Here is a 26,979-nt window from a genome sequence, read left to right as displayed (position 1 = left end):
CGCCTCTTAATTATAATGATTCAATTTCAGACATAATAAAATCTACTAACTCCGATATATACTTTTCTGAAAAGTCAAATTTAATTCCAGCAATTTCATATAATTTTTTAACTGGATATTTATAACCGGAACTCAAAAATTCTTTATACTGTTCAATCGCTTTTTTACCATTTTCTTTATAATTCTTATAAACTGCAATAGCTCCTAATTGTGACATTGCATATTCAATGTAATAGAAAGGCACTTCAAATATATGTAATTGCCTTAACCATCTAATTCTTTTCTCTTTATCTAACCCCTTCCAATCAATACCAGTATTAAATCTATCCATTAAACTAGCAAAATAATCATCTCTTTCTTCTGAAGTATGATTTGGATTTAAATATATCCAATGTTGAAAAGCATCTACTATCATTACCCATGGCAATATTTTTAATGTTCCTTCTAATTGTTCTCTTTTTGCTTTCTTTAAATCTTCAGGATCAGAATAATATTCATCTAAATATTCTAAAGTTAGTAATTCCATAGACATAGATGCTAATTCAGCAATCTCACTAGGAAAATCTTTTAAGTGTGATATTGGAATATCTTTTGAATAGAATGTATGTTGAGCATGTCCAGATTCGTGTAATAATGTTCTAACATCCCTATGAATACCCACAGCATTCATAAAAATAAATGCTGCTCCTGTTTCGCTTAATGGATAATTATATCCACCTGGTGCTTTACCTTTTCTATTAATCAAGTCTAAAAATCCAGTATTTTTCATTTTTTCAAGATTTTCTGCGAAACTCTTATCTACTTTTGATAATATTTTTATAGCCTTTTCAACAAATTCTTCTTCTTTTTCAAATGGTTTTAATATTTTTCCGTCAACATCAACTTCTGTATCCCAAGGTCTTAATGATTCTAATCCTAATTTTTCTTTTCTTTCTTCATTTAATTTTGTTAATGCAGGAACTACTGCTTTTTCTACTGCATTATGAAATTCATATAAATCTTCTGGTTTAAAATCAAATCTTCTTTTTGCATCATGCATATAATCCCTATAATTATCATATCCTGCATTTTTTGCAATTTGAATTCTTATTTCTTTTAATTCATCAAATAATTTTTCTAATTCTTCATGATGTTCAAGAATTGCATTATTTATTAATCGCCAAGTTTCTTCTCTAACTTTTCTATCTGGATTTTTTAAATATATTCCCATTTGGGATAATGTTTTTTCTTCTCCATCATATTTTATTGTTATTTTTGAAATAATTTCTCCATATTTTGAACTTAATTCTTGTTCTTTTACCATTAATGGTAAATTTTCTTTTCTGAATATTTCTATATCTCTGGATATTAATCTATTCATATGCTCATAACTTTCTCCTTTTAATTCATTTCTATATGGAGAATCATAAAACTTCTTTTTTAATAAGAAATCATATTCTTGTGCAGGAGATACTATATTAGCATAAAACTCATTAAATGCTTTTGAATTTTCTTCTCTTGTATCACATGTCATTCTAATATATCTCCATGCCATTTCTTCTGATAATATGCTTTCTAATTCAGACCATTTTTCTAAAAAAGTCAATAAATCTTCAACAGAATTTATTTCTTCATTTAAGAGTTTTTCTAATTCTCCTTTAACTTCTTCCCAACTATTCAAATTGATTTCTTTCTTATAATATTTTCTTGGTTTTTTTTCAATTTTTTCATCTGTCACTATCATAATTTACCCCCTCATAATTTTGTTAGTTATACTAATTATACTATATATTTCTTTAATTACAAAATATGCCAGGTAAAAACCTGGCATATAGATTATTTATAAACTTTATATATAAATACAAAGTATTTATATTTTTTCTACTATATATTCATCAATATTTCTTTTGTCAGAGTTTATGTTTATTCCTATTATATATATTTCTTTACTTTCACTCATATATTTTTCATAGTATTTCTTTTCCTTTATTTGATTTATCGCTTCTTTTGCGCTTTTATCTAATTTTATTTCAAATATATATATTCTATCATTATGTTCTAATACTAAGTCACTTCTTCCAAGATTTGTTAATTCTTCTGCTGTTACGTTTAATCCTGCTGATGCTAATATTGTATATATTAATGAGTGATAATAACTTTCTCTTTTTTGATGTAAGTTATACGGTATTGCACTTATTATCCTTTTTATTTCTTCTATTAATTCTTCTATTTCATTTGCTTCTATTTTTTCATATATTTTATTTTCTATTTCTTCTATTTCTTCTAATCCATAATTCGCTTCTAATATTAATTCTGAAAAACTATTTTTCACTTCTATATTTGGATAGTCTAATATGTATTTTTTTCTTAGTCCATATCTTTTTATTCCTTTAAATGTTAAGTATCCTGCTTGTGCAAAGAATATATTTGCTTTTGCATCTTCTATTTCTCGTGTTGAGAAATCCATCGCACTTACTGGATATTTTGTTAATTCTTCATAGGTTACTTTTTTTCCTTTTATATATTCGTATATAAATGATGGGGATCCACTTTCAAACCAGTAATTTTGAAATTCTTTTTTTTGGAAGAATTTTAATATTGAAAATGGATTATATACAAAATGTTCCCCATCAAATGAGAATCCATTATAATATTTTTTCATTTCCTGTAATAGCTCTTTTTCTGTTATTTCTAATTTTTTTGCTGTTTCTTTTATATATTCTTTAAAGTAACTTTCTAACTCTTCTTGTGTATAACCTAACATTTGTGAATAATCATTGTCTAATGATATATCATTTAGATTGTTTAACGCAGAAAACACTCCTGTTTTGGTGAATTTCGTTATCCCTGTGATAAAGACGAATTTTATATATTCATCCCTGGATTTGATTGTTACATAAAAGTTTCTTAATATTTCTCTATACCTTTCTGCTTTTTCTTTGTTATTTATATTATATAATATTGGTTTTTCATATTCATCTACCAATATTACTACTTTTCCTTTTTTGGATAATTTTATTATTAATTCATCAAATGCATATTTGTAATGTTCTGATTCTATTTCTATATTATATTTTCTTCCTTCTTCTTGTATTATTTTTAATAACCCTTCTTTTAATTCTTTTTCACTATCACTTATTGCATCTAATAAATTTATTCTTATTATTGGATATTCTTTAAATTCCCATTTGTCATATATGTAAGTATTTTTAAATAATTCTTTTTCACCTTTGAATATGTAATATAATGTCGAGATGGTTAAACTCTTTCCAAATCTTCTTGGTCGGGATAGAAATATTGGTACTTCTGAACTTATTAAGTTATATATATATTTTGTCTTATCTACATATGTATAATTTCCTTCTATTATTTTTTTATAATCCTGTATACCTATAGGCAATTTTTTCACCGTTTCATCCTCCAACCTATCAATTCTGTTCATAATACAATATCAATTATATCATATAATCATATTACGATAAAATTCATTTCATAATTTTCATATTAATTACTACTCCAAAATTTTTATCTAATTGTGTAATAGAATCTTTCCCTACTCCGATAAAATCTTTACTAAACATACTGTATATATCAGAATTTAATTTAAATTCTGGAACTCTGCCAATTAATTTCTCTCCATCATATAAAAATCCCAATTGTACTGGAATACCAAATTTACCATCAGGAGAAAAGTCTCCACTTGAAGCTATAAATACTAATATTCCTTTTTTACCATTTAATAATTCTTTTAATGTTTTTTCTGAATTTTTTATTGATATAGGATGTTCATTTATTTCATCATTTGGTGATGAAATCTTATGCAATTCATCAATTTCCTTTTGAATATTCTCTATATCAGTTGTGGATGAATAATACCATCTTTTACCATCAAATAGTCTAATAAAAGCTCCTGAATATCTTCTTTCTTTAAATTCTTCTAATCTACCTAAAGTCTTTTGAATACTTGTTTCAAAAAGATTTTCTATTCTAATATCTACATATACGCCTTTAGGAAATTTAAACATTTTATCCCCACAATTATAAAAATTGTAATTAACAATAACATTATTAATTATAGCATTTATTTTTTGAAAATTAATATAAATTATTTAGATAGAAAATATCATGCATATTTTTTATATTTATTATATAATTTTAATGTGGCGCCACAAAGAAGGGGGAGTTATAATGGAAAATTATTTAATTGAATGTATTCAAAAATCTTTAGAATATATTGAAAAAAATATTGATAATTATTTTTCTTTAGAAGATATAGCTAACTATGCAAATTATTCATTATCTTATTTATACAAATTATTTAATTTAATCGTAGGAATGTCCATAAAAGAATATGTAAGAAAGAGGCGACTGTCCGAATCTGTAAAAGATTTAGTAAATTCAAATATGAGTATTCTAGAGATTGCTATTAAATATCAGTATAATTCATATGAATCATATTCAAGAGCATTTAAAAAAGAATTTGGTGTATGTCCAAGTGAAGTTAAAAAGAAAGGTATTAATTTATTATTATTTGAACCTATTAAATTGCAGGGAGATATTATTATGGAAAAAAAGAATTATTTATTCTTAATTGATATAGATAAATTTGCAAATATAAATAAAAATTATGGTAGAAAATTTGGTGATTTTGTATTATCTAAAATACCTGAAAGGATTAAAAAAATATTAGATATTGAAAAAATTGAGTATGAAGATAGTAAAAATGCTAAATTGGAAAGAATGGGTGGAGATGAATTTATATTAGTATTAAAAAATATTGATGAACAAATGGCAAAAAATATTTCTGAAAAAATTTTAAAAGAAGTTAGTAATCCAATAATATATGAAGGAATAGAAGTTAAAGTTACAGTAAGTATAGGAATTACGGAATATGCTATTTATACAAAAGATCCGTATAATATTGCTTATGATGCTTTAGTGAGTGCAAAAAAAGATGGAAGAAACAATTATAAAATAAATTAATATTTTTAGTGAAATTTTCAAAGATTCTCTTATATTATTTTAGAAAATATCTTTATTAACGCAAAATAGCATGAGGGATTTCCTCATGCTATTTTATTAAATCACTATAAATATTAATGCCAATATTAATCACATCATCATCTGGTAAAAAATCTGGTGAATGTAACCCTACTTTTTTATCCGTTTTTGTTCCTAACCAAAACATAACAGCAGGATACTTTTCTGCTATAAATCCAAAATCTTCTCCAGTCATTTTATAACCACAATCTATAATTGTATATTTATTTTTTAATTTCTCAATAAATTCATTATATACATTTTCATCATTAACCACTTCTTTATACATTGATCCTAATGTTATTTTATAATCCACCCCTGTCATTTTTTTTATTGATTCAAGTATTTCTTTTAAAATTTCTATATATTCCATTGTATAGTCCAAGTTCAAAGATCTAATACTACCTTCAATTTTTGCATAAGCAGGAATAATATTTCTAACTTCTCCTGAAAAAACTTTTCCGATACCTAAAATTAATGGTTGAACAGGATTTTTAGGTATTTTTTCTACGGCATCTAAAAATAATCTCATAGCATTTAATGCATTTTTACCATCTTGTGGAAAAGCTATATGAGCATTTTTACCAAAAAATTCTATATCTATTTCAACAGCTGATGCAAATAAGACTCCTTTAGATGTTGCAATAACCCCTTTATCATATTCATCAGTTACATGTAAAGCATGTGCTCTTATTATATTAAATTGATCTAAAATCCCTGTATCTAAAATCTTTTTAGCACCGCCTCCACCTTCTTCTGCTGGTTGAAATAAAAATAAAATATTTTTTTGAATCTTATTTTTAAATATGTATTCCATAAATCCATACAAAATTGACATATGCATATCATGACCACATGCATGCATATTATCATTTTTTGATTTAAACTCTATATCATTTTGCTCTTTAATAGGCAAAGCATCTATATCTGATCTAAATAATATATATTCATTATTATTTATAGGCGCATATTTAATAATTAATCCTGTTTCTAATGGTTTTAATATTTCTATATCTATATTATAATGTTTTGCCAAATCAGTTATCGCATCTTCTAATATTTTTGTTGTTTTAAATTCTATGAATCCAATTTCAGGATTTTGATGCAAAATATGTCTTAATTCAATAGGAGATGTCATAATAATTCCCCCAATTTATTAATAATAATATCTATTTCCTCATAAGTTATGTTCAATGCAGGTAATAATCTAATAACTCTATTACTAAAAATAACATTTAATAGCAAATTTTTTTCAAAGGCTCTTTGCTTTAAATCTGGTAATGATTCAATTAATTCGATTCCTATCATCAACCCCTTACCCCTAATATCAGCTATTTCAAATGATTCTAAGCTATTTAACTTTTCCATAAAATAATTTCCTTTTTCTTTAATGCCATCTAACATATTTGGAATATTTTCTAATATAAATTTTGCACCTGATAACGCAATAGGGTTAGGTGCAAATGTTGATCCATGATCACCTGGTTTTAAAATATTTGCTGTATCATTTAAAAATATTGTAGCTCCTAAAGGTAATCCACCACCTATTGCCTTACCTATGGTGATTATATCAGGTTTTAAATTATAGTGCTCATATGAATAAAATTTACCCGTTCTACCCAAACCTGCCTGTATTTCATCACAAACAAGAATATATTTTTTTTCTTTTTGGTAATAACTTAAAACATCAGCAAATTCCTGGGTTAGAGGAACAACACCTCCTGATCCTTGGATAGGTTCTACAAATACAGCCAATACATCATCACCATGAAATCCCATGTAATCCTTAAATCCTTCTACATCATTAAAAACAAATTCCTGACAATTAGGAATTAATGGTCTAAATGGAGCTTTTAATTTTTCAAATCCATTAATTGATAAAGCACCTAATGTTCTACCATGAAATCCATTATTAAAATATATTATTTTCCTTTTATCTTTTGTAGTTAACTTTTTTATAGCTTTCAAAGCAGCTTCTATTGCTTCAGTACCAGAATTAGTAAAAAATACAGAACCTTTTTCACCAGTTAATTCAACTAATTTTTTTGCAACCCATTCTGCATCTTCATCTAAAAAATAATTAGATAAATGCATATATTTATCCATTTTATTTTTCAATCTTTCTATTAATTCCTTATTTGAATGTCCTAAAGCTAATACTCCTATTCCAGAAAAAGTATCAATATACTTTTTCCCATCTTTAGTGTAAATATTTATACCTTCAGCATAATCAATATCCATTTTATAATAATCATACATTTTTAAAATCATAATTCAAACTCCTTTATTAATGCATTTTCTGCTTTTTTTAGATATTTTTTATCTAATAAACATGAAATTTTAATTTCAGAAGTTGTTACCATTCTTAGTGGTACATCTTCTAAAGATTTAAAAAATCTTGATGCAACTCCTTTTTCTGTTTTCATTCCAATACCCACTACTGAAAGTTTAGCATAACCATGTTCATAAGTTACTTGTGACTCATTGAAATTCGAAAGTGCTTCTTTTAAGTATTTATCAAAATTTTCCATTTCTTCTTCTATTATAGTAAACGAAACATTAAGCCTATCATTAATATTAATAATAGAAATCATATCCACATTAAAACCTTTTTGTGCTATTTTATCAAATATATTATATATTATAGCATGATCAAAAGGTAAATTTGTTATTGTAACTTGAGTTTGATTTTCCATAACACTCATTCCAGTTACAACAGGATTTTCTATGTTATCTGCAACCACATATGTTCCCTCCTCTTCGGAAAAAGTAGACGCACAAGAAACTTTTACGTTAAACTTTTTTGCTACTTCTACTGCTCTACTATGAAGCACCTTTGCACCTAAGCTTGCCATTTCAAGCATTTCATCATAGGTTACATATTTTATTTTTTTTGCATTTGGATATCTTCTAGGATCAAAAGTATAAATCCCTGGAAAATCACTATATATTTCACATTCAGAATGAAGAGCAGCTGCTATTGCAACAGCAGAAGTATCCGATCCTCCTCTACCTAATGTAGTATAATCACCTTCTTCAGTAATTCCTTGAAATCCTGTTATTACTAAAACATCGTGATCTTTTAATAAGTCAATTATTTTTGATACTTTAAATTTTTGTATTCTGGCCTTGTTAAAATCAGATGTTGTAAATATACCTGCCTGGAAAGCATTTAAAGATTTTGTGTTTACATTTAAATCTATTAATGCCATTGATAATAATGCTACAGATACTTGTTCGCCTGTAGTAAGCAACATATCTAATTCTCTAGGTTGTGGTTTTTCTGATATTTCTTTTGCTAATTTAATTAAATTATCTGTTGTTTTACCCATAGCAGAAACAATTACCACTACTTTATATCCATAATCGACTCTTTTTTTACTTTATTAGCAACAAATTTTATTTTTTCTGTATCTGCTACAGATGAACCTCCATATTTTTGAACAACTATATTCATTTTATCACCTACAAATCTCTTAATTCATCCAATAATTTAGTTTTATCCTTTGTTTTTTCATCAACTTTTTTTATTACTCTTGCAGGAACTCCTGCAACTACAGTATTCGGCTCAACATTTTTTGTAACAACAGACCCAGCTGCCACAACAGAATTTTTACCTATTCTTACTCCTTCAAGAACAACAGCATTTGCTCCAATTAAAACATTATCTTCTATAACTACAGGATCTGCACTTGGCGGTTCTATTACCCCAGCTATTACAGAACCTGCACCTATATGACAATTATTTCCAATTTGTGCTCTTCCACCCACAACAACATTCATATCTATCATTGTTTTTTTACCAATTTTTGCACCAATATTTATTACAGCTCCCATCATAATAACCGCATTATCACCTATCTCAACTAAATCTCTAATTATTGCACCAGGTTCTATTCTTGCATTTATTTTCTTTAAGTCTAACAGGGGAATTGCAGAATTTCTTCTATCCATTTCTATTCTATATTTTTTTATCTTTTCTTTATTTCTACTTAAATATTTTTCAAATTCATCTAATTCACAGAATAATATACCGCAATTATCATCACCATAATATTCTTCAAATGGTAAACCTTTTAGATCACCTCTTATATATACTTTTACAGGCGTAGTTTTTTTTGATTTTGCTATATAATCTATTATTTCATATGAATCCATATTATTTCCTCCTTCTTACTTTTTCATGGTTATTTCAAAAACATCCTTAAAAGTATAAAAACCTGCTACTGCTTTTAATGCAAACTCTGCAGACTTTAATACTCCTTCAGCAAATGTTCTTCTAGATAATGCCCTATGAGATATACTTATCACTTCTCCTAAATTACCAAAATATATGGTATGATCTCCTGGTATATTCCCTAACCTCAATGATGATATATTTACATCTTTCCCTATTACTTCTTTAATCATCTTAGCAGTTCCAGATGGTTTATCTTTTTTAAATCTATGATGTGTTTCTGATATTTCAATATCAACACCATCTAATAATTCATTTGCAACTTTTACAAGTTTTAAAAGTACTTGAATACCTAAAGAAAAATTATAACTTTGTATAACTGGAACATTTTGAGAAATTTCATGTAATTTTTTTAACTGTATTTCACTTAATCCAGTAGTACCAATAATTAAAGAACAATGAAACTTATCAACATATTCAATAGTTTTTTCAAATACTTCTGGTAATGAAAAATCAATTAACACTTGTGGTTTTTCTAAAAATTTTTCTCCTGTATTATCATATGAAAAAACTAATTCATGGCCTTTTTCAGAAAATAGATTGTATATTTCATTTCCCATTCTTCCATTTCTTCCTATAATTCCATATTTCATAATATATTCAGCTCCTCAAACAAATTATCTATAACCTCTTTTCCTGATTCACTCATTGGAATTAATGGTAATCTTAAAATATTTTTACAGTAACCTAGCTTAGAAACTGCATACTTAACAGGTATAGGATTAACTTCAATGAATAGTTTCCTCATTAAAACGTTATATTTATTATTTATTTCTTGAGCTTTAGCATAATTATTATTTAATACTGCATGAGTTAATTCTTTCATTTGTTGTGGTAAAACATTTGAAAATACTGAAATAACTCCATCTCCTCCTAATGCCATTAATGGTAATGCTTGATCATCATTTCCAGAATATACTTTCATATCTGCTGGTTTTTTTGATATTAATTCTGCAATTTGAGAAATATTTCCACTGGCTTCTTTTATTCCTATAACATTTGCATTTTTATCAAATATTTCTATTGCAGTATCTGGTAATATATTCCCTCCCGTTCTTGAAGGTACATTATACAATATTATGGGAAGATCTGTTCTTTGTGCAACATATGAAAAATATTCTACTAACCCCTTTTGTGTTGATTTGTTATAATATGGACTAACTATAAGTAACCCATCAGCACCAGATTTTTCTGCTAATTTATTATTATGCAAGACATGTTCTGGGTTATTTGAACCTGTTCCAACTATTACAGGAACTTTTTTATTTGCCACATTAACTACTGTAGAAACTATTTTTTCTCTTTCATCTTCATTAATAGTAGGTGCCTCGCCTGTTGTGCCTAATACAATTAATGCATCTACATAATCTAATTGAAAATTCACAAATTCCTCTAATGCTTTGTAATCAACACTATAATTCTCATCAAATGGTGTTATAATTGCAGTTCCAACGCCTTTAAACATAAATATCCCCTCCTTGTATTGTTGAAAAATAATCTTCTAATGTTTGTGCTTTTCTAATCATTTTAAATTCATTTCCATCATATATAAACTCTGCAGATCTAAGCTTACCATTATAATTAAATCCCATAGAATGTCCATGAGCACCCACATCATGTATAATTAAAATATCTCCTTCTTCTAATTCTGACAATTCTCTATCTATTGCAAATTTATCGTTATTCTCACATAATGAACCTACAACATCATATTTTTTTAAATTATCTTCTTTTCCTAATACAGATATATGATGATATGCTCCATACATTCCAGGTCTCATTAAATTAGCCATATTTGCATCTACACCAACATAAGTTTTATAACTTTCTTTTATATGTAAAACCTTTGTTATTAAATATCCGTGAGGTCCTGTTATATATCTTCCATTTTCTGTGAATATTTTTGGTTTAAACTCATTAAAATAATTTTCATATAATTCTTTTATCATATTACTTAATTTATTCACATCCAACTCTTTTTCTTCAGGTTTATATGGAATACCAAATCCACCACCAATATCAATAAACTCAAATCCTATATTTAATACATTAGATAGTTCACTGACTGTTTTAAATATTATCTCTGTATTTTTCGTAATTAAGGTTGCATCTAATGTGTTTGAAATGAGCATTGCATGTAGTCCAAATCTTTTAACTCCTATCTCTTTCATCTTTTTATATCCTTCTATCAATTTATTAAAAGGCATTCCAAATTTTGAATTTACAGGATCGCCAATTATTTCTGTTCCAAAAGCTTCTTTAGGGGTATATCTTATAGAAGCTATTTTAGGAATTCCAATTTTTTCAATAAATTTATCAATATGACCTATATCATCAAAATTTATAATAGCTCCTAATTCATATGCTTTTTTGTATTCTTCTATAGGTGTATTATTTGAAGTAAATAATATATTTTCTCCTGTAATATTAACCATTTCTGACAAATATAATTCTGCTAATGAGCTACAATCTGTTCCACAATTATTTTTTCCTAAAATTCTCAAAATGTAAGGTGTGGGAGTAGCTTTAACAGCGAAGTATTCTTTGAATTCACCCCAGGAAAAAGCATTTTGTAATTTTTTTAATGAATTTAATATTTCTACTTCATCATATACATAAAATGGTGTTGGATACTTTTCTAATAACTGATGTATTTCATTTTCAAAAGGAAATTTTTTCATATTTTCACTCATCTCTATTATTGTTTAATTCATAATGTTTTAGTAATATTCTTACAGCATTTGTTGCAGCTCCAACTCTAACATTATCTGCTACAACCCAAATTAAAAATGTTGTTTCATCCATTTGTCTTAATCTTGATACGTATGTAATATCTGAACCAGCTACGTTTATAGGAGTTATTAGATTTTCTGTATATACCACATTGCCTACTGTTGATAGTAATTCTCTAATTTTTTCTATATTAGCTTTCTCCTTTACTCTAAAAGTAATACTTTCAGAATGCCCATATAATACAGGAACTCTAACTGCGGTAGGATAAACTTTAATACTATAATTATCATATATCTTTCTTGTTTCATTTACCATTTTCATTTCTTCTTCTGTAAAACCATTTTCTAAAACTGGCCCTATTATTGGTATGACATTATTGTTTATCATTTCTGGAAAGTGATTTATATTATTTATACTATTTTGTTGATCTAACAATTCTTTTATACCTTTATTTCCAGCTCCAGAAACTGCCTGATAAGTGCTTACAAAAATTTCTGAAATTCCTAATTCTTTTTCTACATTTCTTAAAGCTAATACCATTTGAATAGTAGAGCAATTAGGATTTGCAATAATACCTTTATATCCTTTAATAATATCTCCGTTTATTTCAGGAACAATCAAAGGAATATCTCTTACCATCCTAAAAGCTGAAGAATTATCTATTACAGTATTACCATATTCACTTGCAATTGGAGCATATTTTTTAGAAATAGAACCACCAGCAGAAAATAATAAATAATCATATTTTTCTTTCATTTTTTCTTCAGTTAATTCTTCAACATAATATATTCTATCTTTAAATTTAATTTCTTTCCCCTCAGATTTTTTACTTGCAAAGAGTCTTAACTCACTTATATCAACATTTCTTTCTTCTAATACCTTGACCATAGTTCTTCCAACTTCACCTGTTGCACCAACTACACCAACTTTCATATTCTCCCTCCTTTAAAATAAAACTGGCCTTCCGCATGGGAAGGCCAATATTTGAAATAATATTATAATATAACATATTATCTCAAACGGCTCTCCGCATGCAATCATGCGACAGTTGCATAGGTATTCCCTATACAACCAGGCATGTAAGACGGGTAAATCTTACACCCTTCGGCAACCTCGCCTTTCATCTACCCCAAGCCTACCCTAGCGATAGGTAGATTACTCATCTCGGTTGCGCCTCCGTTTGTTCGTAAAACATATTAACTTTTCCGTAGTTTAACAAATAATATTTAAAATTTGTTTTCTTGATAGTTATATTGATGTTAATATATTCATTTTATTTCTATTTTATTAACTTTCACTTTTATCCTTTTCATTCTCAAACGTTCTATAAATCGAATAATTGGACATCTCATTTTCCATTTTTCAAAAAAAGTCATTATATCCTCCAGATTATTTTTTAATTTTTGTTTAATATATTATATCATAAAATCTAAAATAAAAAAAGAGCAGGATAGACCTGCCCTTGATGGCGGAGAGAGTGGGATTTGAACCCACGGACGGGTTGTGCCCGTCACACGCTCTCCAGGCGTGCGCCTTAGACCGCTCGGCCATCTCTCCATCTTCACATTATTAACTTTCCAACATATTTTATCATAACTTTAGTATTTAGTCAACTACAATATAGGAACATTTTTGAAAATTAATATTAATAATATTAATTTTCTGAATTAAGTTTTTCATAACAATCTCTACATACAGCAATATATTTTTCAAAACCACCTACATCTATTTCAGAACCATTCCCAACAATTTTAAAAGATATAGTACCATTATATTCTCCACATTCATGACAAACCGCTTTTTTCTTTATGATTTCATCAGCATAAGCTGATAATAATATAGTAGTTTCAAAAGGATTATTTTTATAGGTTAAATCCAGACCTGAACAATATACATTAATGCCTTTTTTGATTAAATCAAGAATTACATCTTTTAAACCTGTATCAAAAAATTGAACTTCATCAACAAAAACAGCTTTTTCATCATAATCTAAAAAATTATACATTTCTTTAGATTCTTTTATGGGAATAGCTTCTACTTTTGTTCCAGTATGAGATACAACATATTCAGAGGCATATCTTGTATCAATTATTGGTTTGAAAACTTTTATTTTTTTCTTACCTAAAGTATATATTTCAACAAATGAAATGAGTTCTGATGTTTTTCCAGAATACATTGGCCCTACAATAAGAATAAATTTACCAGACATTTAAATTCCTCCTCTTATTGAATATTTTTTCATAAAAACATGGAACATAATTAAAAAAATAAAAGAAATTATGTATAATATTACGCTCCAATAACCTGTTAAGGTAATATATGGTATATATTTATTTATATATTGCAAAAAATATTTTATAATACCTATATAATCATTTACAATGTAACTAATCATATGGGGTAATGGTGCAATTATATATACAGCAGAAAAAAACATTAATGAATATACAATTGGGACAAAAATAATACTCAGCAATGGGCTTAATAATGAAAATCCATTAAAAAACAAGATACTCCAAGGTAGTACAGCTAAAAAAGCTGCAAAAGATATAAAAATAGGATTTTTTGTATATTCTATTATCAACAATATAGAAAATGCTGCAAAGTAACTCATCAAAAATCCAACTGAAAAAACAACATTTGGATTATACAATAAATTTGTTACACCAATTAAACCTAATAAATTTTTTGAATCAATATTAAATCCAACTAATTTATTAAATTCTATTAAAGATAATAACAAAACAGCTCTTGTAGCGGAATCAGAAAATCCTGTTATAGTTAAATAAAAAAACAGAAAAACTATTGTAAATAATCTCCTATAATTTATAGGCAATAATGTATAAGAATATATTAAATATAAAATAGAATAAATTATATACACATGAAACCCTGATACAGCAAAAAGATGTAATAATCCAGCATTTTTAAAATACTCTGCTTCTTTTCCTCTTAATCCTCCAAATACTACAGAAAAAAGTATATTTTTATCGTTATACGGGAAATTTTTTTCTATTCGTTTTTTAAAAAAATTTCTTAAAGAGTATATGCTATTTTTATTAGAATTAGCCATATATTCAGTATCAAAATGATTGTCTTTTTTTATTTTCCCTATAATATAAATCTTATTACCTATCTCAAATGGATCTGTAGAAAATTTATTATATGAAAAATATAATTTTTCTTTCACATTTTTCCATGTATTATTACTAAATAATTTTTCTGTTTTGATTATATAAAAATTAATATTTTTATCAATTATTTTTCCTAAAATTCCGACTTTGCTATTAACAGGAATAGTATTCATGTTTAGAGTTGTAAATAATAAAAGAATCAAAATAGATACAAAAAAGAGTTTTGTTTTAATTGAATATTTAAAACTAAAAAAGACTACAGCCATAAATAAAATGGCTGTAGTCATCATTTTAGCTTTTAAAATAAGAATTAATAATATTCCGCTTAAAAATAAATTTACAAAAAATGGCATTATGCTCCAAATTTTTCAAGTTTTTTTGCGTTTGCCATTAACAAACTCATCAAATCCATTGCATAAATAGTTCCCATTGAACCTCTAGCTGCTTCAAATTCATTAAATGCTTTTGACAATCCTGCTCTTGTATATGGTGATTTAATCATAAATGGAACAGGATGCCAGCTATGGCCACTCATTGCAACAGGAGTTGAATGATCTCCAGTAACAACTAATACATCTGGATTTAATTCTAATAATTTTGGTAATGCTTCATCTACCATTTCAATTACATGTACTTTAGCATCAAAATTTCCATCTTCGCCATATGAATCAGTTTTTTTGATATGAACATAGAAGAAATCATATTCATCCCAATGTTTTTTCAATGTTTCAAATTCATCTGCTGGTGTTTCGCCATCAACATGTAAAATATCCATTCCTACTAGTTTTGCTAAACCTTTATACATAGGATAAACTGCAATAGCAGCTGCTCTTAATTTATATACTTCAGGAAATTGTGGAATATTTGGATATTTCGAAAATCCTCTAATCAATGCAAAATTAATTTTTGGTTCATCTTTTAATACTTCTCTAATCTCTTTCATTAATTTCGTAAATATCTCTGCAGTTTTTTCTGCATCTGGATGCATAGCCTCTGCCCATTTTATTGGTAATCCTTCTTTTTGTGGATCAGCATCTTCAATTCTATCGTCTAATCCTTCTCCTGTTAGTTTAACAACAAATCTGTGTTCTTTACCTGGATAAAATTGAACTTTAACTCCGTCAATTTCTTTGATATTTTCATTTAATTTTTCAACAATCTTTCTTGATTCTTCTGTTGCTGGTCTTCCTGCTCTTCTGTCAACAACTATATCACCATTAATAGTTGCAAAATTACCTCTTGCTACAACATCTTTTTCTCCTACTTCTACATCAATACCTAATGCTTCCAAAATACCTCTACCAATTTGATATTTTATTGGGTCATATCCAAATAATCCTAAATGTCCTGGTCCAGAACCTGGTGTAATACCTGGTAATACAGGAATTGTTTGACCCAAATCTGATTCTGTTGCTACTTTATCCAAATTAGGTGTTTTTGCAGCTGATAAAGATGTTTTACCATTTATTGTTGTATCTCCTATACCATCCATAACCAACATTACTATTTTGGAATCTGTTTTTGTAATCAATTTTTGTAAAAATTCTTGTCTATCTACCATCATGAGTTACTCCCTCCCCAAGTTAATTAATTTCAATAACATTATATCATACTTTAATTCTAACAATATAATAATTCAGTAAATTTTTAGATAATAGATTATGGTATAATACTGTGAAAATAACAAAATATTAAAAGAGGTGAAATAATGAAAAAAGGAGTAATTTTTGATTTATACGGAACATTAATAAACGCTAACCATCTTTTTTTACCAATTGCTAAAATTATTTCTAAAGAAACAAAGTATCCAGCTAAACTATTAGAATTAAAAATAAGAGATACTTATAACAAATATTTCAAGGATTATCATTTAAAACCTTTTAAACCAGAAAGAGAATATTACAAAATAATGTTTAATGAATCAAAAGATTTTCTGAATTTAAAAAATTCAATTGATTGGTATATAAACGAAATGTATAAAACTTTTATTGATCTTAAACCATATGATGATGTGGATTATTTAAAAACATTAAAAGAAAAGGGTTTAAAAATAGCTATTTTATCAAATGCTGATAACGATTTTGTAATTCCAGCTTTAGAAAAAAAACCTTTTCCATTTGACATATTGATTACATCACATTCTTCAAAACTATATAAACCTGATCCTAAAATATTTGAATATACATTAAATAAAATGAATCTAAAAAAAGATGATGTGATTTTTGTTGGAGATAATTATTTTGTTGATGTAATAGGCGGAAATAGTTTTGGAATGAAATCAATATTGATAAAAAGGACTTTTAATAAATTTGAACATCCTGATACTATTTATAATTTATATGAATTAGAAAAATATATTTAAAATACTAAATTTACCTTACGTGCAGCGCCACTTCTAAATAATGTTCTGGTGCCTGCACCTTTTTTTATTAAATCAAATAATTTTTCTGAGTCTTCTATATATGAACCAGATAATATTTTTACTGGAAATACATCTTCTACCATTATAGTTGAAGGCCCAGAAATTGCAACTCTATCTGTATTTACATAATTTAATATATAATCAATAGTTCCATTTACTATTGTAGTTCCTGTAATTATTACAGCTGTACACTTTGGAAGCATTTCTATTATTGCCCAATCTGGTAAGACATCTTCATTTCTTCTCTGCCTATCAAAAATCAAAACGTCCCAAACTTTTGGTCTTAAAGCCTCTACAAATGGAGTTATTTCTCCAACAATACCTACTATATCTTTCTTATTAAATTCCATTAATTCTAAAGTATCCCCTTTAACGAATCTTTCTGGATTTTTATTAAATATAGCATTTACAGCTGCATACGATACAGATCTTAATAATGGATCACCAGAAAATAAACCAACATCTAATAGTTCTTTTACTTTCATCCCGACTTCAGCCTTACTTTCAGGTTTCCCATCTAACCCCATACATTTGTAAAATTCTTCACATTTACCCAAAGTATCTTCGCGATTTGTAGCTACAAAACCAGTTCTACCATCACTTAATTTAACAGCTGTTTCACCAATACCAATAACAAAATCTTCAACATAAGTGTCATCTGTAATATTTTCCAATGACTTTTCATATAATTTTTTTGCTATAGTCATACTATCCCTCCAAATCCCATTGAATTTTATCTAAAAATAATTATACTATTTTTAACATTCTTATCCAAATATAAATTAAAAAAATTTGTAAGATTAAAATGGTAAAATTAAAAAAATCAAATACGAGGAGGTTTTAATATGAGAAGTATTTTACAAGATTTTACTCCTGAATTTCTAAAAATATTAAATAAAGATAAAATTTATTGGTTTGAAGGTTGGCAAGAATATAAACAAAATAAACCAAAAATTATTAGAGAATATGAAAAAAAGGAAAACTTAACAGATAAAAAAATTAAAGAAAGACTAAATTCTATTACTCGAAAAGAATTCGATATGTTTAAACAAGATTGGGAAAATAACTTTTTGGAAATAAAAAAAGAAATAGTAATGAGATTATCTAGAAATTCTGAATATTACCAATTAAAAAGAGGAGATTTTGTAGTATTTATAATGGGTCTTCTTGGTTTAAACTCACATTATTATATTGAAACATACTATGGAACTGTTATATTAGTTGATTCATTTTATCATTTCTTACACAAAAAAGATATTAAAAAAACTATAGATGATGCAATATTAGAATTTATAAATAACACACCAGTAAATTCTAAAAAAGCTCTTTTCGCAAAATTACTATCACAAATAGAAAAATATATATATGATAATAATGATATAAATAGGGTAATGGAAAGAATTGTAAAAATTTTATATGACAACGTAGATTACTATAATTGGGTAGGATTTTATTTAACGGATAAAAAAGATAAAAACATGTTAATACTCGGTCCATATCTCGGAGAACCTACCGAACATGTGAAAATACCTTTTGGAAGCGGAATTTGTGGTCAAGCTGCATCATTAAAAAATACTTTTGTTGTGCAAGATGTAACAAAAGAAACAAACTATTTATCCTGTAGTGACAAAACTAAATCTGAGATAGTTGTTCCTATTTTAGATAAAAGCGGAAATGTTTTTGGAGAGCTGGATATAGACAGTCACAAATTAGAACCTTTTACTATTGAAGACTCCCAATTTTTAAAAGAAATTATTAATTTATTTGTTAAAAAATTTCTTTAATTTTGTTAATTTTTATTTTTTTTACATATTCACACAATTGAGAAATAATGCTTATTTAATAGACATCTTTCTTAATGAAAGTAAAAAAATATTAAAATTGTTTAATTTAGGATTATGCTAAAATGACCATAAAATAATAGTTTTATTGATTTAATTCCTTAATTCACTAAGTTTTAAATCTCAACAAAGTTCATAAAAATTTTTCTTGATTAAAAGTGTTAAATCTGATATCCTATATAGTGCTAAACATTATTATTATTTTTTTGGTCAGGGGGTAATTGGTGTGACAAACGAAGAATTATTAGAGCAACTAAAGTCCAAAATAAACCACAACACCTGGGAACAATGGTTTACCTCTGCCCAAATATTAGAAATATTAGAAAAAAAAGTAATAATTGGAATAGGAAATCTATTTGTAAAAGATTTTGTTGCCAGAAAATACGGATCATTGGTTTCAAATACATTATCTGATATATTAAATAGAAAAATAACTGCCGAATTTACTTTTATTCCAGCAGACCAAACTACAAAGAAAAAAGCTGGCCCTTTAATAAAAGAAAGGCCTTTAAAGTTATCTGATTTCAATCCTGAATATACTTTTAATAGTTTCGTGATAGGTGAAGCTAACAGAGTTGCATACTATTCGGCGCTAGAGGTGGCAAATAATCCAGGTAAATATAACCCATTATTTATATATGGTGACGTTGCTTTAGGTAAAACACATCTTCTTCATGCAATTGGAAATCATTTAATGGAAACTTCTCCAGATTTAAAAGTTATGTATGTAACTGCGGAAGAATTTATGAATGATTTAATGAAATCTTTGCGTGAAGAAAAAATGGATGACTTTAGAGAAAGATATAGAAAAAAAATAGACATATTATTGATAGACGACGTTCAATTCTTAATTGGTAAAGATATGGCTCAAGGAGAACTCTTCCATACATTTAATACTTTATTCAATTTAGGAAAACAAATAATAATTTGCTCTGATAGAACTCCTGAAGAACTTGCTACATTTCATCCTAGATTAATAAGTAGATTTGAAATGGGTTTAGTTGTGAATGTTGATGAACCAGATAAACAAACAAAGTTAAAAATAGCTAAAAAAATGGCAGAAATGAGTTCTTTGTATTTATCAGATGATGTTGTAAATTATTTGGTTGAAAATATTGATAATAATCTTAGAAGATTAAGAGGTTTAATATTAAATCTATTTTTTCATAGTAAAGTTACTGGGCAAAAAGTTAATATTGAAACTGTGAAAAAACTTTATAGTTCTTTAAAAGCACAAAAACAAAAAATACCTCAAACTAAAGAAACATTAAGAGTATTAAAGAAAAATCTTATTTTAGAAGCTGTTATTAAAGAATATAATTTAACAAGAGAACAATTATTTAGCCCAACTAGAAAAAAAGAAATTTCAGAAGCAAGGCAAATCTTATCCTTTATGCTTAAAAATTATGGAAAAATGAAAGTTAAAGATATCTCCGAGTTTATAGGAAAAAATCACTCAACAATTAGCCAATCAATTAAAAAAGTGGAAAAAGAATTAACTGGCGGAAATTTAATTTTAAAAAGAAGAATAGATGAAATCAGAAGACAGTTTGAAGAATCAGAAAAAATACAAAGTCAAACAGCAAGTTAATAATAAAAATGATATAAAAAAACTAGCGGCTGATTTAACCGCTAGTTTTTTTATGCATATGCTGTTAAGTCTAAAAGCCCATGGCCAGATAAAGTAAAAACTATAACCTTCTCTTCCTTATTTTCTTTTGCTTTAATTGCTTCTCTTATAGCTCCTGCAATTGCATGAGAAGATTCTGGAGCAGGAATTATACCTTCTAATTTGGAAAATATCCTTGCAGCTTTAAAGGTCTCATCTTGATCAATAGCTATAGCATTTAACATATTTTCATGTTTTAATTTTGCGATAATTGGTGCTGAACCATGGTATCTTAATCCACCAGCATGAATTTTAGGTGGAATAAACTCTTTTCCCAAAGTATACATCATCATTAAAGGAGTTAATCCTGCTGTATCACCATTGTCATATCTATACTCACCTTCTGTTAAAGTAGGGCAAGATTTTGGCTCACAGGCTAAAAATTCAATTTTTTCTCCAGATAATTTTTCAGGAATAAATGGTAATATTGTTCCACCTAGATTTGAACCTCCACCATGACATCCTATGATAACATCTGGCTTTATATTTATTTTTTCAAATTGTTTTTTCATTTCTAACCCTATAATAGTCTGATGTAATAATACATGATTTAAAACACTACCTAAAGCATATTTTGCATTATCTTTTTTAAAAACCTCTTCTAATGCTTCACTAATAGCAATACCTAAACTACCAGGATTTTCACTATTAATATCTAACATTTTCTTTCCAAATTCTGTATTTAAACTTGGACTTGGAGATACTTTACCACCAAAAAAATTAATAATAAGTTTTCTCATAGGCTTTTGTTCAAAACTTGTTTTTACCATATAAACTTCAATATTTAATCCAAACTTTAACCCTGCATATGATAAAGCAGTTCCCCACTGTCCAGCTCCTGTTTCTGTTACCAGAGTTTTAGTTCCAGAAATTTTATTATAATAAGCTTGTGGAATTGAAGTATTAGTTTTATGACTGCCTGTAGGAGAAACTCCTTCATATTTATAATATATTTTTGCAGGAGTTTCAAGATATTCTTCTAAATTAGACGCTCTAATTAATGGTGATGGTCTAAATACAGCATATTCATCGAATACTTTTTCAGGAATTTTTATAAATCTTTCTGTACTGACTTCTTGTTCTACAAGTGGTTGTGGAAATATAGCCCCTAATTCTTCTGGTTTTAAAACTTCTCTTGTTTGAGGATTTAAAGGTGGATCTAATTGAAAAGGTAAATCAGCTAATGCATTATACCAATATTTTGGCATCTCCTCAACAGATAAATATATTCTTTCTCTTCTACTCATAATAACACTCCCCTTTCGTTTTTTTATAATAAAAAAACCGGACATCCATATGGATATCCGGTGATTGTCTACAATAATAAAAATACTCCAAACCTATCTCAGAGCATGACAAAGCAGTAGACACCCACCGGGCGTCCACCACCAATTTAAGCTATTGATATTTATTGAATTAAACAAATTTTTGCTATTTTTAGTTATTTTTTCCATACTCATTCCTCCAATTTTTTTACTATTATACTACATTTTTTTCAAAAAGTAAACTACTTCATTGAAAAAAGCAAAATAGAAATATTAATAAGCGTTTTTAACTAACAACCTTATTTTTGACATGTAACAAATAAGCAATCTTTAATTCCGATAAAAATAGTATAATTTAAATGAAATAAAATTAAAATTACTACAAAGAAGGAATAATTATGAAAATAAATTTAGTTAAAAGCAAAAATACTAATATATATAATAATTTAGCCATAGAAGAATATATTTTAAACCAAGATATTAAAGATATCTATTTATTTTTTTGGAAAGCAAAAGATGCTAATGAATTAATTAAAAAACATAAATCCTGGGAACGAATATATGGAAGAACGTCAAAATTTACCATTGAATTTGGAAATAATATTTATCAAATAGAAAATGGATACATTATTTCAATTAATGATAAAAAGGTTTATAAAAAAGAAAAATTTGATTTTAAAAACTTATTATTAAACGCTTAAGAGGCGTTTATTATGGATAAAAATGATGTTATTATGATCTGAATTAATACATAAAATTTTAATTTCAAAAATGATACATGAACACCCTACTTTATCTAAAGATATTATGGAAGCATTTAGAGGTATTGAAGGTTGGGCAATATACATTTAATACTCTTTATCTTGTTGACATAATTAATTAATATATACTTTTTATTTATTGTATAGAATATTAATTATAACATAGATATGGGAGGCTTTATTATTAAGGAATTCATAAAAAAAGAAAAGCTGTTATTTTTTTTAATTTTACTATTTACAGCTTTAATCATTTTTATTAAACCTCAAAATATCCTTTCTCATATAGAATGGAATACTATAATCTTTTTAAGTGGGCTAATTATGATCACAAAGGCTATGGAAGAGAGTAATTATTTTTTTGTTTTATCAGAAATATTGATAAATAAATTACATTGCAAAAGAAATTTAGTATTATTTTTGATGTTTATTTCAATAACTCTTTCAATGTTTTTAACAAATGATATTACTTTGTTTATTATTATACCTTTTACCGTAAAATTAAAAAAAGTTTTAAAAGAGGATTATTTGAAAACAATATTTTTAGAAATCATTGCAGTTAATGTCGGTTCGGAATTAACACCAATTGGAAACCCTCAAAATGTATTTATTTGGCAAAAATATAATATTTCATTTATAGAATTCATTTTTAATTTATTTCCATTATTTATTTTTCAATTTATACTTTTATATTTATTTGCCATTTTATTGATTAAAAATGAGAAAATTAATATAAAAATTGAAAAAGAGAATTATGATAATAGAATTTTTTTTGTATCAATATTATTTTTAATTGTGTTCGTATTAGCAGAAAAAAATGATTTTTCATTATACAGTTTAATAATACTTTTTGCATATTATTTATTTTTTGATTTTAAAATAATTAAAAAATCTGACTGGAATTTAATTTTGACTTTTATTCTATTTTTTATTAATTTTGGAATAATATCTGAAATTAACGTAATAAATAGTATTATATCTCATATGAATTTAAAAAATGATTTTTCATTATTAACTGCTAGTGTTATTTTATCCCAAGTTATAAGTAATGTTCCTGCAACAATTTTTATTTCTAATTTTACAAATAACTGGAATATTCTTAGTATTGGTGTAAATTTAGGCGGAACAGGATTTGTTTTAGGTTCATTGGCTAATATTATTGGGTTAAGATTATCTGGTAATCTTTCCAAGATAAGTTTATTTCATAAATATTCGTTTTTATTCTTTGTAATATCTTTTATATTCACTATATTCTACTTCAAATAAAAAATATATATTCTCATAAAAATATTACAAACCAAAATGCTCCAAAACGGGAGTATTTTTAAAATAAACTCAAGTATTTATCTCCAAAGTCTGGGGCTATAGTAACTATTTTTTTGCCAGGATATTTTTCTGCTAATTTTTTGGCAGCTAATATATTTGCAGCAGCTGATATTCCAACAAATAATCCTTCTTTTTTTGCTAAAATATCCTGCATTTCAAATGCTTCTTCATCTTTTATTGTAATTACTTCATCTAAAATAGAAATATCTAAATTCTTTGGAATAAAACCAGCTCCTATTCCCTGAATTTTGTGTTTCCCAGGATTTTTTCCAGAGATAACTGCTGAATTTTCAGGTTCGACTGCTATTATTTTTATTTTATCTTTAAAAAATCTTTTTAATACTTTTCCAACACCACTTATTGTTCCACCTGTACCTACACCAGCTACAAAAATATCTAAATTATAATCCATTTGTTTTAATATTTCTGGCCCTGTTGTCAATTCATGCGCTAAAACATTTGCTGGATTTTCAAATTGATTAGGCATAAATGCATTTTTTTCATTTACTATTTCTAATGCCTTTTCAATAGATCCTTTCATTCCTTTATCAGCTGGAGTTAATATTAATTCTGCACCATATTTTTCTAATATCTTTCTTCTTTCTATGCTCATGCTTTCTGGCATAGTTAAAATAACTCTATAACCTCTGCACTTTCCAATTGCTGCCAAAGCTATTCCTGTATTTCCACTTGTAGGTTCTACTATAATATTATTATCTTTACCTAATTTTCCTTCTATTTCTGCTTTTCTAATCATAAAATATGCTGCTCTGTCTTTTACACTACCTGTTATATTATTTTTTTCAAGTTTTACAAATATCTTATTAGGTTCTATAATTTTTGAAAGTGTTATTATAGATGTACCGCCAATTCCTCTATCAAACATTTTTACGCCTCCTTATGAAAATTATCACAAATAATATATAAATTTAGATAATTTTTATCTTATTTGCTTTATTATATCAAATTAGATAAAAAAAGTCAAGTTAACAAATTCCGAATTATATTCATATATATGATATAATAAATATAATAAAATTTAAATTTTGCATTGGGGGGATTATAATGGCTTATTATTTAGCAATTGATGAAGGCACAAGTAGTACAAGAACATTATTGTTCGATGAAAATTTCAAATTGGTAGATTTTGTTCAAAAAGAAATAAATATGTATTATCCTCAACCTGGATGGGTTGAACAAGATGCTGAAGAATTATATCAAAAAACAGAAAAAACAATGATTGAAGTATTAGAAAAAAATAATGTTTCCTGGAATGAAATTACCGGAATCGGTATTACTAATCAAAGAGAAACTGTTGTAGCCTGGGATAAAAATACTGGAAAACCATTATATAATGCAATTGTTTGGCAATGTAGAAGAACTGCAGATATATTGAATAGATTTTCTGTAAGTTTTTGGACTGATGTTAGAAGAAAAACTGGTCTTGTAAAAGATCCTTATTTTTCTGGATCAAAAATATTATGGTTAATTGAAAATGTTGATGAAGTGAAGAATGCGTATGATAATGGTAATTTAAAAGTTGGGACAATAGAATCATGGTTGGCTTTTAAATTATCTGGCAAACATGTATCAGATGTATCAAATGCATCAAGAACGCAACTAATGAATATTCACACATTAGATTGGGATGATGATATTTTAAAAACATTTGGAATAAAAAAAGATATATTACCAGAAATTATAAATACAGCTATTGAAAATGGTATAGAAACTAAGTTTGGACCTAAAATATATGGTATGATAGGAGATCAACAATCCGCACTCTTTGGACAAAGAGCATTTGAAGTTGGAGATGCTAAATGTACATATGGAACTGGAGCTTTTGTATTAATGAATTCAGGAAGTACCCCACCAAGACCACATCCTGGGTTATTAACCTCTGTTGGATGGAGAATTAATGATGATGCTATATATTCTTTAGAAGGTAGTATATTTACAGTTGGAGCTTTCTTTAAATGGCTAAAAGATATTAAAATAATAGACGAATATGAAGATTTAGAAAAATACTCAAAAGACGTGAATAACGGTGGAGTATATATTGTACCTGCGTTAAGTGGATTAGGATCTCCTTATTGGGATTCTGATGCCAGAGGTTTAATTATTGGTTTAACTCGAGCTACAAAAAAAGAAAATATAATTAGAGCTGCTTTAGAATCCGTTGCTTTTAGCGTTAGAGAAGTTATTGATTCCATGCAAGAAGCAGTATGGACTAAGATAAAAAAGATGAATGTTGATGGTGGAGCAACAAAAAATAAATTATTAATGGAAATTCAAAGTGATTTGATTAATGCCGAAATTTTTGTTCCTGAATTTCAAGAAATCACAGCATTAGGTGCAGCATTTATGGCTGCAATTGGTTCAAAAAATATTTCTATTAATGACATAAAAAATTTTCATTTTTCAGGTATAAAGATAATGCCAAATAACTCAGATAAAATAGAAAAAGAATATTATATTTGGAAGGAGGCCGTTCTAAGATCAAGAGGCTGGATAAAATCAACGAATATAAGCTATTAGAAATTGCAAAAAATATATCTAAATATGCTTTCCCTGG

Annotated in this window: 23 protein-coding genes, 1 tRNA gene, 1 pseudogene and 1 riboswitch; of the genes and pseudogenes, 7 read left to right on the top strand and 18 right to left on the bottom strand. The window is 26.7% G+C overall.

What is annotated here, in order from left to right; translation table 11 throughout:
* Nucleotides 1–10 precede the first annotated feature (10 nt).
* From ACZ5CK_RS04965 to ACZ5CK_RS04955, 3 genes are all read right to left on the bottom strand, one after another.
* Nucleotides 11–1,723 (bottom strand): M3 family oligoendopeptidase, encoded by a 1,713-nt coding sequence (locus ACZ5CK_RS04965; protein WP_464582794.1) that lies wholly within the window; start codon nt 1,721–1,723, stop codon nt 11–13.
* A gap of 126 nt (nt 1,724–1,849) precedes the next feature.
* Entirely contained in the window at nt 1,850–3,388 is a 1,539-nt protein-coding gene (locus tag ACZ5CK_RS04960) for an ATP-binding protein (protein WP_464582793.1), read from the bottom strand.
* A gap of 76 nt (nt 3,389–3,464) precedes the next feature.
* Nucleotides 3,465–4,004 carry a PmbA/TldA family metallopeptidase gene (locus tag ACZ5CK_RS04955; RefSeq protein ID WP_464582792.1) on the bottom strand — a complete coding sequence of 180 codons (540 nt, stop codon included), beginning with the start codon at nt 4,002–4,004 and terminating at the stop codon, nt 3,465–3,467.
* A 163-nt stretch (nt 4,005–4,167) separates the two neighbouring features.
* Here ACZ5CK_RS04955 and ACZ5CK_RS04950 point away from each other — a divergent pair, with 163 nt between their 5' ends.
* Nucleotides 4,168–4,962 carry a diguanylate cyclase domain-containing protein gene (locus tag ACZ5CK_RS04950; RefSeq protein WP_464582791.1) on the top strand — a complete coding sequence of 265 codons (795 nt, stop codon included), beginning with the start codon at nt 4,168–4,170 and terminating at the stop codon, nt 4,960–4,962.
* Between the two features lie 88 nt (nt 4,963–5,050).
* Here ACZ5CK_RS04950 and ACZ5CK_RS04945 read toward each other — a convergent pair whose 3' ends face one another.
* The 12 genes and pseudogenes from ACZ5CK_RS04945 to ACZ5CK_RS04890 all read right to left on the bottom strand — a co-directional run bounded on the left by ACZ5CK_RS04945 (nt 5,051) and on the right by ACZ5CK_RS04890 (nt 16,684).
* Complete coding sequence (locus tag ACZ5CK_RS04945; protein WP_464582790.1) at nt 5,051–6,157, bottom strand: amidohydrolase; 1,107 nt, start codon at nt 6,155–6,157, stop codon at nt 5,051–5,053.
* Nucleotides 6,154–7,290, bottom strand: a complete 1,137-nt coding sequence (locus ACZ5CK_RS04940) for an aspartate aminotransferase family protein (protein WP_464582789.1) — start codon at nt 7,288–7,290, stop codon at nt 6,154–6,156. The genes ACZ5CK_RS04945 and ACZ5CK_RS04940 overlap by 4 nt, the downstream gene beginning before the upstream one ends.
* Nucleotides 7,287–8,476: pseudogene (locus ACZ5CK_RS04935) on the bottom strand (aspartate kinase). The gene ACZ5CK_RS04940 and the pseudogene ACZ5CK_RS04935 overlap by 4 nt, the downstream one beginning before the upstream one ends.
* An 8-nt stretch (nt 8,477–8,484) precedes the next feature.
* Complete coding sequence (gene dapD, locus ACZ5CK_RS04930; RefSeq protein WP_464582788.1) at nt 8,485–9,177, bottom strand: 2,3,4,5-tetrahydropyridine-2,6-dicarboxylate N-acetyltransferase; 693 nt, start codon at nt 9,175–9,177, stop codon at nt 8,485–8,487.
* A gap of 15 nt (nt 9,178–9,192) precedes the next feature.
* The gene (locus ACZ5CK_RS04925) at nt 9,193–9,849 is read right to left on the bottom strand and encodes a 4-hydroxy-tetrahydrodipicolinate reductase (protein WP_464582787.1); all 657 of its coding nucleotides are present in this window, start codon (nt 9,847–9,849) and stop codon (nt 9,193–9,195) included.
* Nucleotides 9,846–10,721, bottom strand: a complete 876-nt coding sequence (gene dapA, locus ACZ5CK_RS04920) for a 4-hydroxy-tetrahydrodipicolinate synthase (protein ID WP_464582786.1) — start codon at nt 10,719–10,721, stop codon at nt 9,846–9,848. Before dapA ends, ACZ5CK_RS04925 begins: the two co-directional genes overlap by 4 nt.
* On the bottom strand, nt 10,714–11,937 hold the full coding sequence (locus ACZ5CK_RS04915; RefSeq protein ID WP_464582785.1) for a diaminopimelate decarboxylase family protein: 1,224 nt from the start codon (nt 11,935–11,937) through the stop codon (nt 10,714–10,716). Before ACZ5CK_RS04915 ends, dapA begins: the two co-directional genes overlap by 8 nt.
* Nucleotides 11,938–11,941: 4 nt before the next feature.
* Nucleotides 11,942–12,922 (bottom strand): aspartate-semialdehyde dehydrogenase, encoded by a 981-nt coding sequence (locus tag ACZ5CK_RS04910; RefSeq protein WP_464582784.1) that lies wholly within the window; start codon nt 12,920–12,922, stop codon nt 11,942–11,944.
* Between the two features lie 79 nt (nt 12,923–13,001).
* Nucleotides 13,002–13,176, bottom strand: a riboswitch (Lysine riboswitch).
* Nucleotides 13,177–13,455: 279 nt separating this feature from the next.
* A tRNA-Ser gene (locus ACZ5CK_RS04905) sits at nt 13,456–13,546 on the bottom strand.
* A gap of 97 nt (nt 13,547–13,643) precedes the next feature.
* Nucleotides 13,644–14,198 carry a thymidine kinase gene (locus ACZ5CK_RS04900; protein WP_464582783.1) on the bottom strand — a complete coding sequence of 185 codons (555 nt, stop codon included), beginning with the start codon at nt 14,196–14,198 and terminating at the stop codon, nt 13,644–13,646.
* Entirely contained in the window at nt 14,199–15,476 is a 1,278-nt protein-coding gene (locus tag ACZ5CK_RS04895; protein ID WP_464582782.1) for a ComEC/Rec2 family competence protein, read from the bottom strand.
* On the bottom strand, nt 15,476–16,684 hold the full coding sequence (locus tag ACZ5CK_RS04890; protein ID WP_464582954.1) for a 2,3-bisphosphoglycerate-independent phosphoglycerate mutase: 1,209 nt from the start codon (nt 16,682–16,684) through the stop codon (nt 15,476–15,478). The genes ACZ5CK_RS04895 and ACZ5CK_RS04890 overlap by 1 nt, the downstream gene beginning before the upstream one ends.
* Before the next feature lie 147 nt (nt 16,685–16,831).
* Here ACZ5CK_RS04890 and ACZ5CK_RS04885 point away from each other — a divergent pair, with 147 nt between their 5' ends.
* Complete coding sequence (locus tag ACZ5CK_RS04885; protein ID WP_464582781.1) at nt 16,832–17,485, top strand: HAD family hydrolase; 654 nt, start codon at nt 16,832–16,834, stop codon at nt 17,483–17,485.
* On the opposite strand, the gene ACZ5CK_RS04880 is transcribed toward ACZ5CK_RS04885, so the two are convergent.
* Nucleotides 17,482–18,252, bottom strand: coding sequence for a Rossmann-like domain-containing protein (locus ACZ5CK_RS04880; RefSeq protein WP_464582780.1), 771 nt, complete (start codon nt 18,250–18,252; stop codon nt 17,482–17,484). The two genes, ACZ5CK_RS04885 and ACZ5CK_RS04880, sit on opposite strands and share 4 nt — an antisense overlap.
* Before the next feature lie 138 nt (nt 18,253–18,390).
* Between ACZ5CK_RS04880 and ACZ5CK_RS04875 the strand changes: the two genes are divergently transcribed.
* The gene (locus ACZ5CK_RS04875; RefSeq protein WP_464582779.1) at nt 18,391–19,329 is read left to right on the top strand and encodes a GAF domain-containing protein; all 939 of its coding nucleotides are present in this window, start codon (nt 18,391–18,393) and stop codon (nt 19,327–19,329) included.
* A 283-nt stretch (nt 19,330–19,612) separates the two neighbouring features.
* The gene (dnaA, locus tag ACZ5CK_RS04870) at nt 19,613–20,977 is read left to right on the top strand and encodes a chromosomal replication initiator protein DnaA (RefSeq protein WP_464582778.1); all 1,365 of its coding nucleotides are present in this window, start codon (nt 19,613–19,615) and stop codon (nt 20,975–20,977) included.
* Nucleotides 20,978–21,027: 50 nt separating this feature from the next.
* Here dnaA and ACZ5CK_RS04865 read toward each other — a convergent pair whose 3' ends face one another.
* Nucleotides 21,028–22,302 carry a TrpB-like pyridoxal phosphate-dependent enzyme gene (locus ACZ5CK_RS04865; RefSeq protein WP_464582777.1) on the bottom strand — a complete coding sequence of 425 codons (1,275 nt, stop codon included), beginning with the start codon at nt 22,300–22,302 and terminating at the stop codon, nt 21,028–21,030.
* Between the two features lie 416 nt (nt 22,303–22,718).
* On the opposite strand from ACZ5CK_RS04865, the gene ACZ5CK_RS04860 reads away from it, so the two are divergent.
* Nucleotides 22,719–23,021 (top strand): hypothetical protein, encoded by a 303-nt coding sequence (locus ACZ5CK_RS04860; RefSeq protein WP_464582776.1) that lies wholly within the window; start codon nt 22,719–22,721, stop codon nt 23,019–23,021.
* Nucleotides 23,022–23,249: 228 nt separating this feature from the next.
* Entirely contained in the window at nt 23,250–24,344 is a 1,095-nt protein-coding gene (locus ACZ5CK_RS04855) for an SLC13 family permease (protein ID WP_464582775.1), read from the top strand.
* Between the two features lie 58 nt (nt 24,345–24,402).
* On the opposite strand, the gene cysK is transcribed toward ACZ5CK_RS04855, so the two are convergent.
* Nucleotides 24,403–25,290, bottom strand: coding sequence for a cysteine synthase A (gene cysK / locus ACZ5CK_RS04850; RefSeq protein ID WP_464582774.1), 888 nt, complete (start codon nt 25,288–25,290; stop codon nt 24,403–24,405).
* Nucleotides 25,291–25,469: 179 nt separating this feature from the next.
* On the opposite strand from cysK, the gene ACZ5CK_RS04845 reads away from it, so the two are divergent.
* Complete coding sequence (locus ACZ5CK_RS04845; RefSeq protein ID WP_464582773.1) at nt 25,470–26,942, top strand: FGGY family carbohydrate kinase; 1,473 nt, start codon at nt 25,470–25,472, stop codon at nt 26,940–26,942.
* Nucleotides 26,943–26,979: the final 37 nt, after the last annotated feature.

The sequence above is a fragment of the Marinitoga okinawensis genome (assembly GCF_055387075.1).
This window is presented reverse-complemented; position numbering and strand designations above follow the sequence as displayed.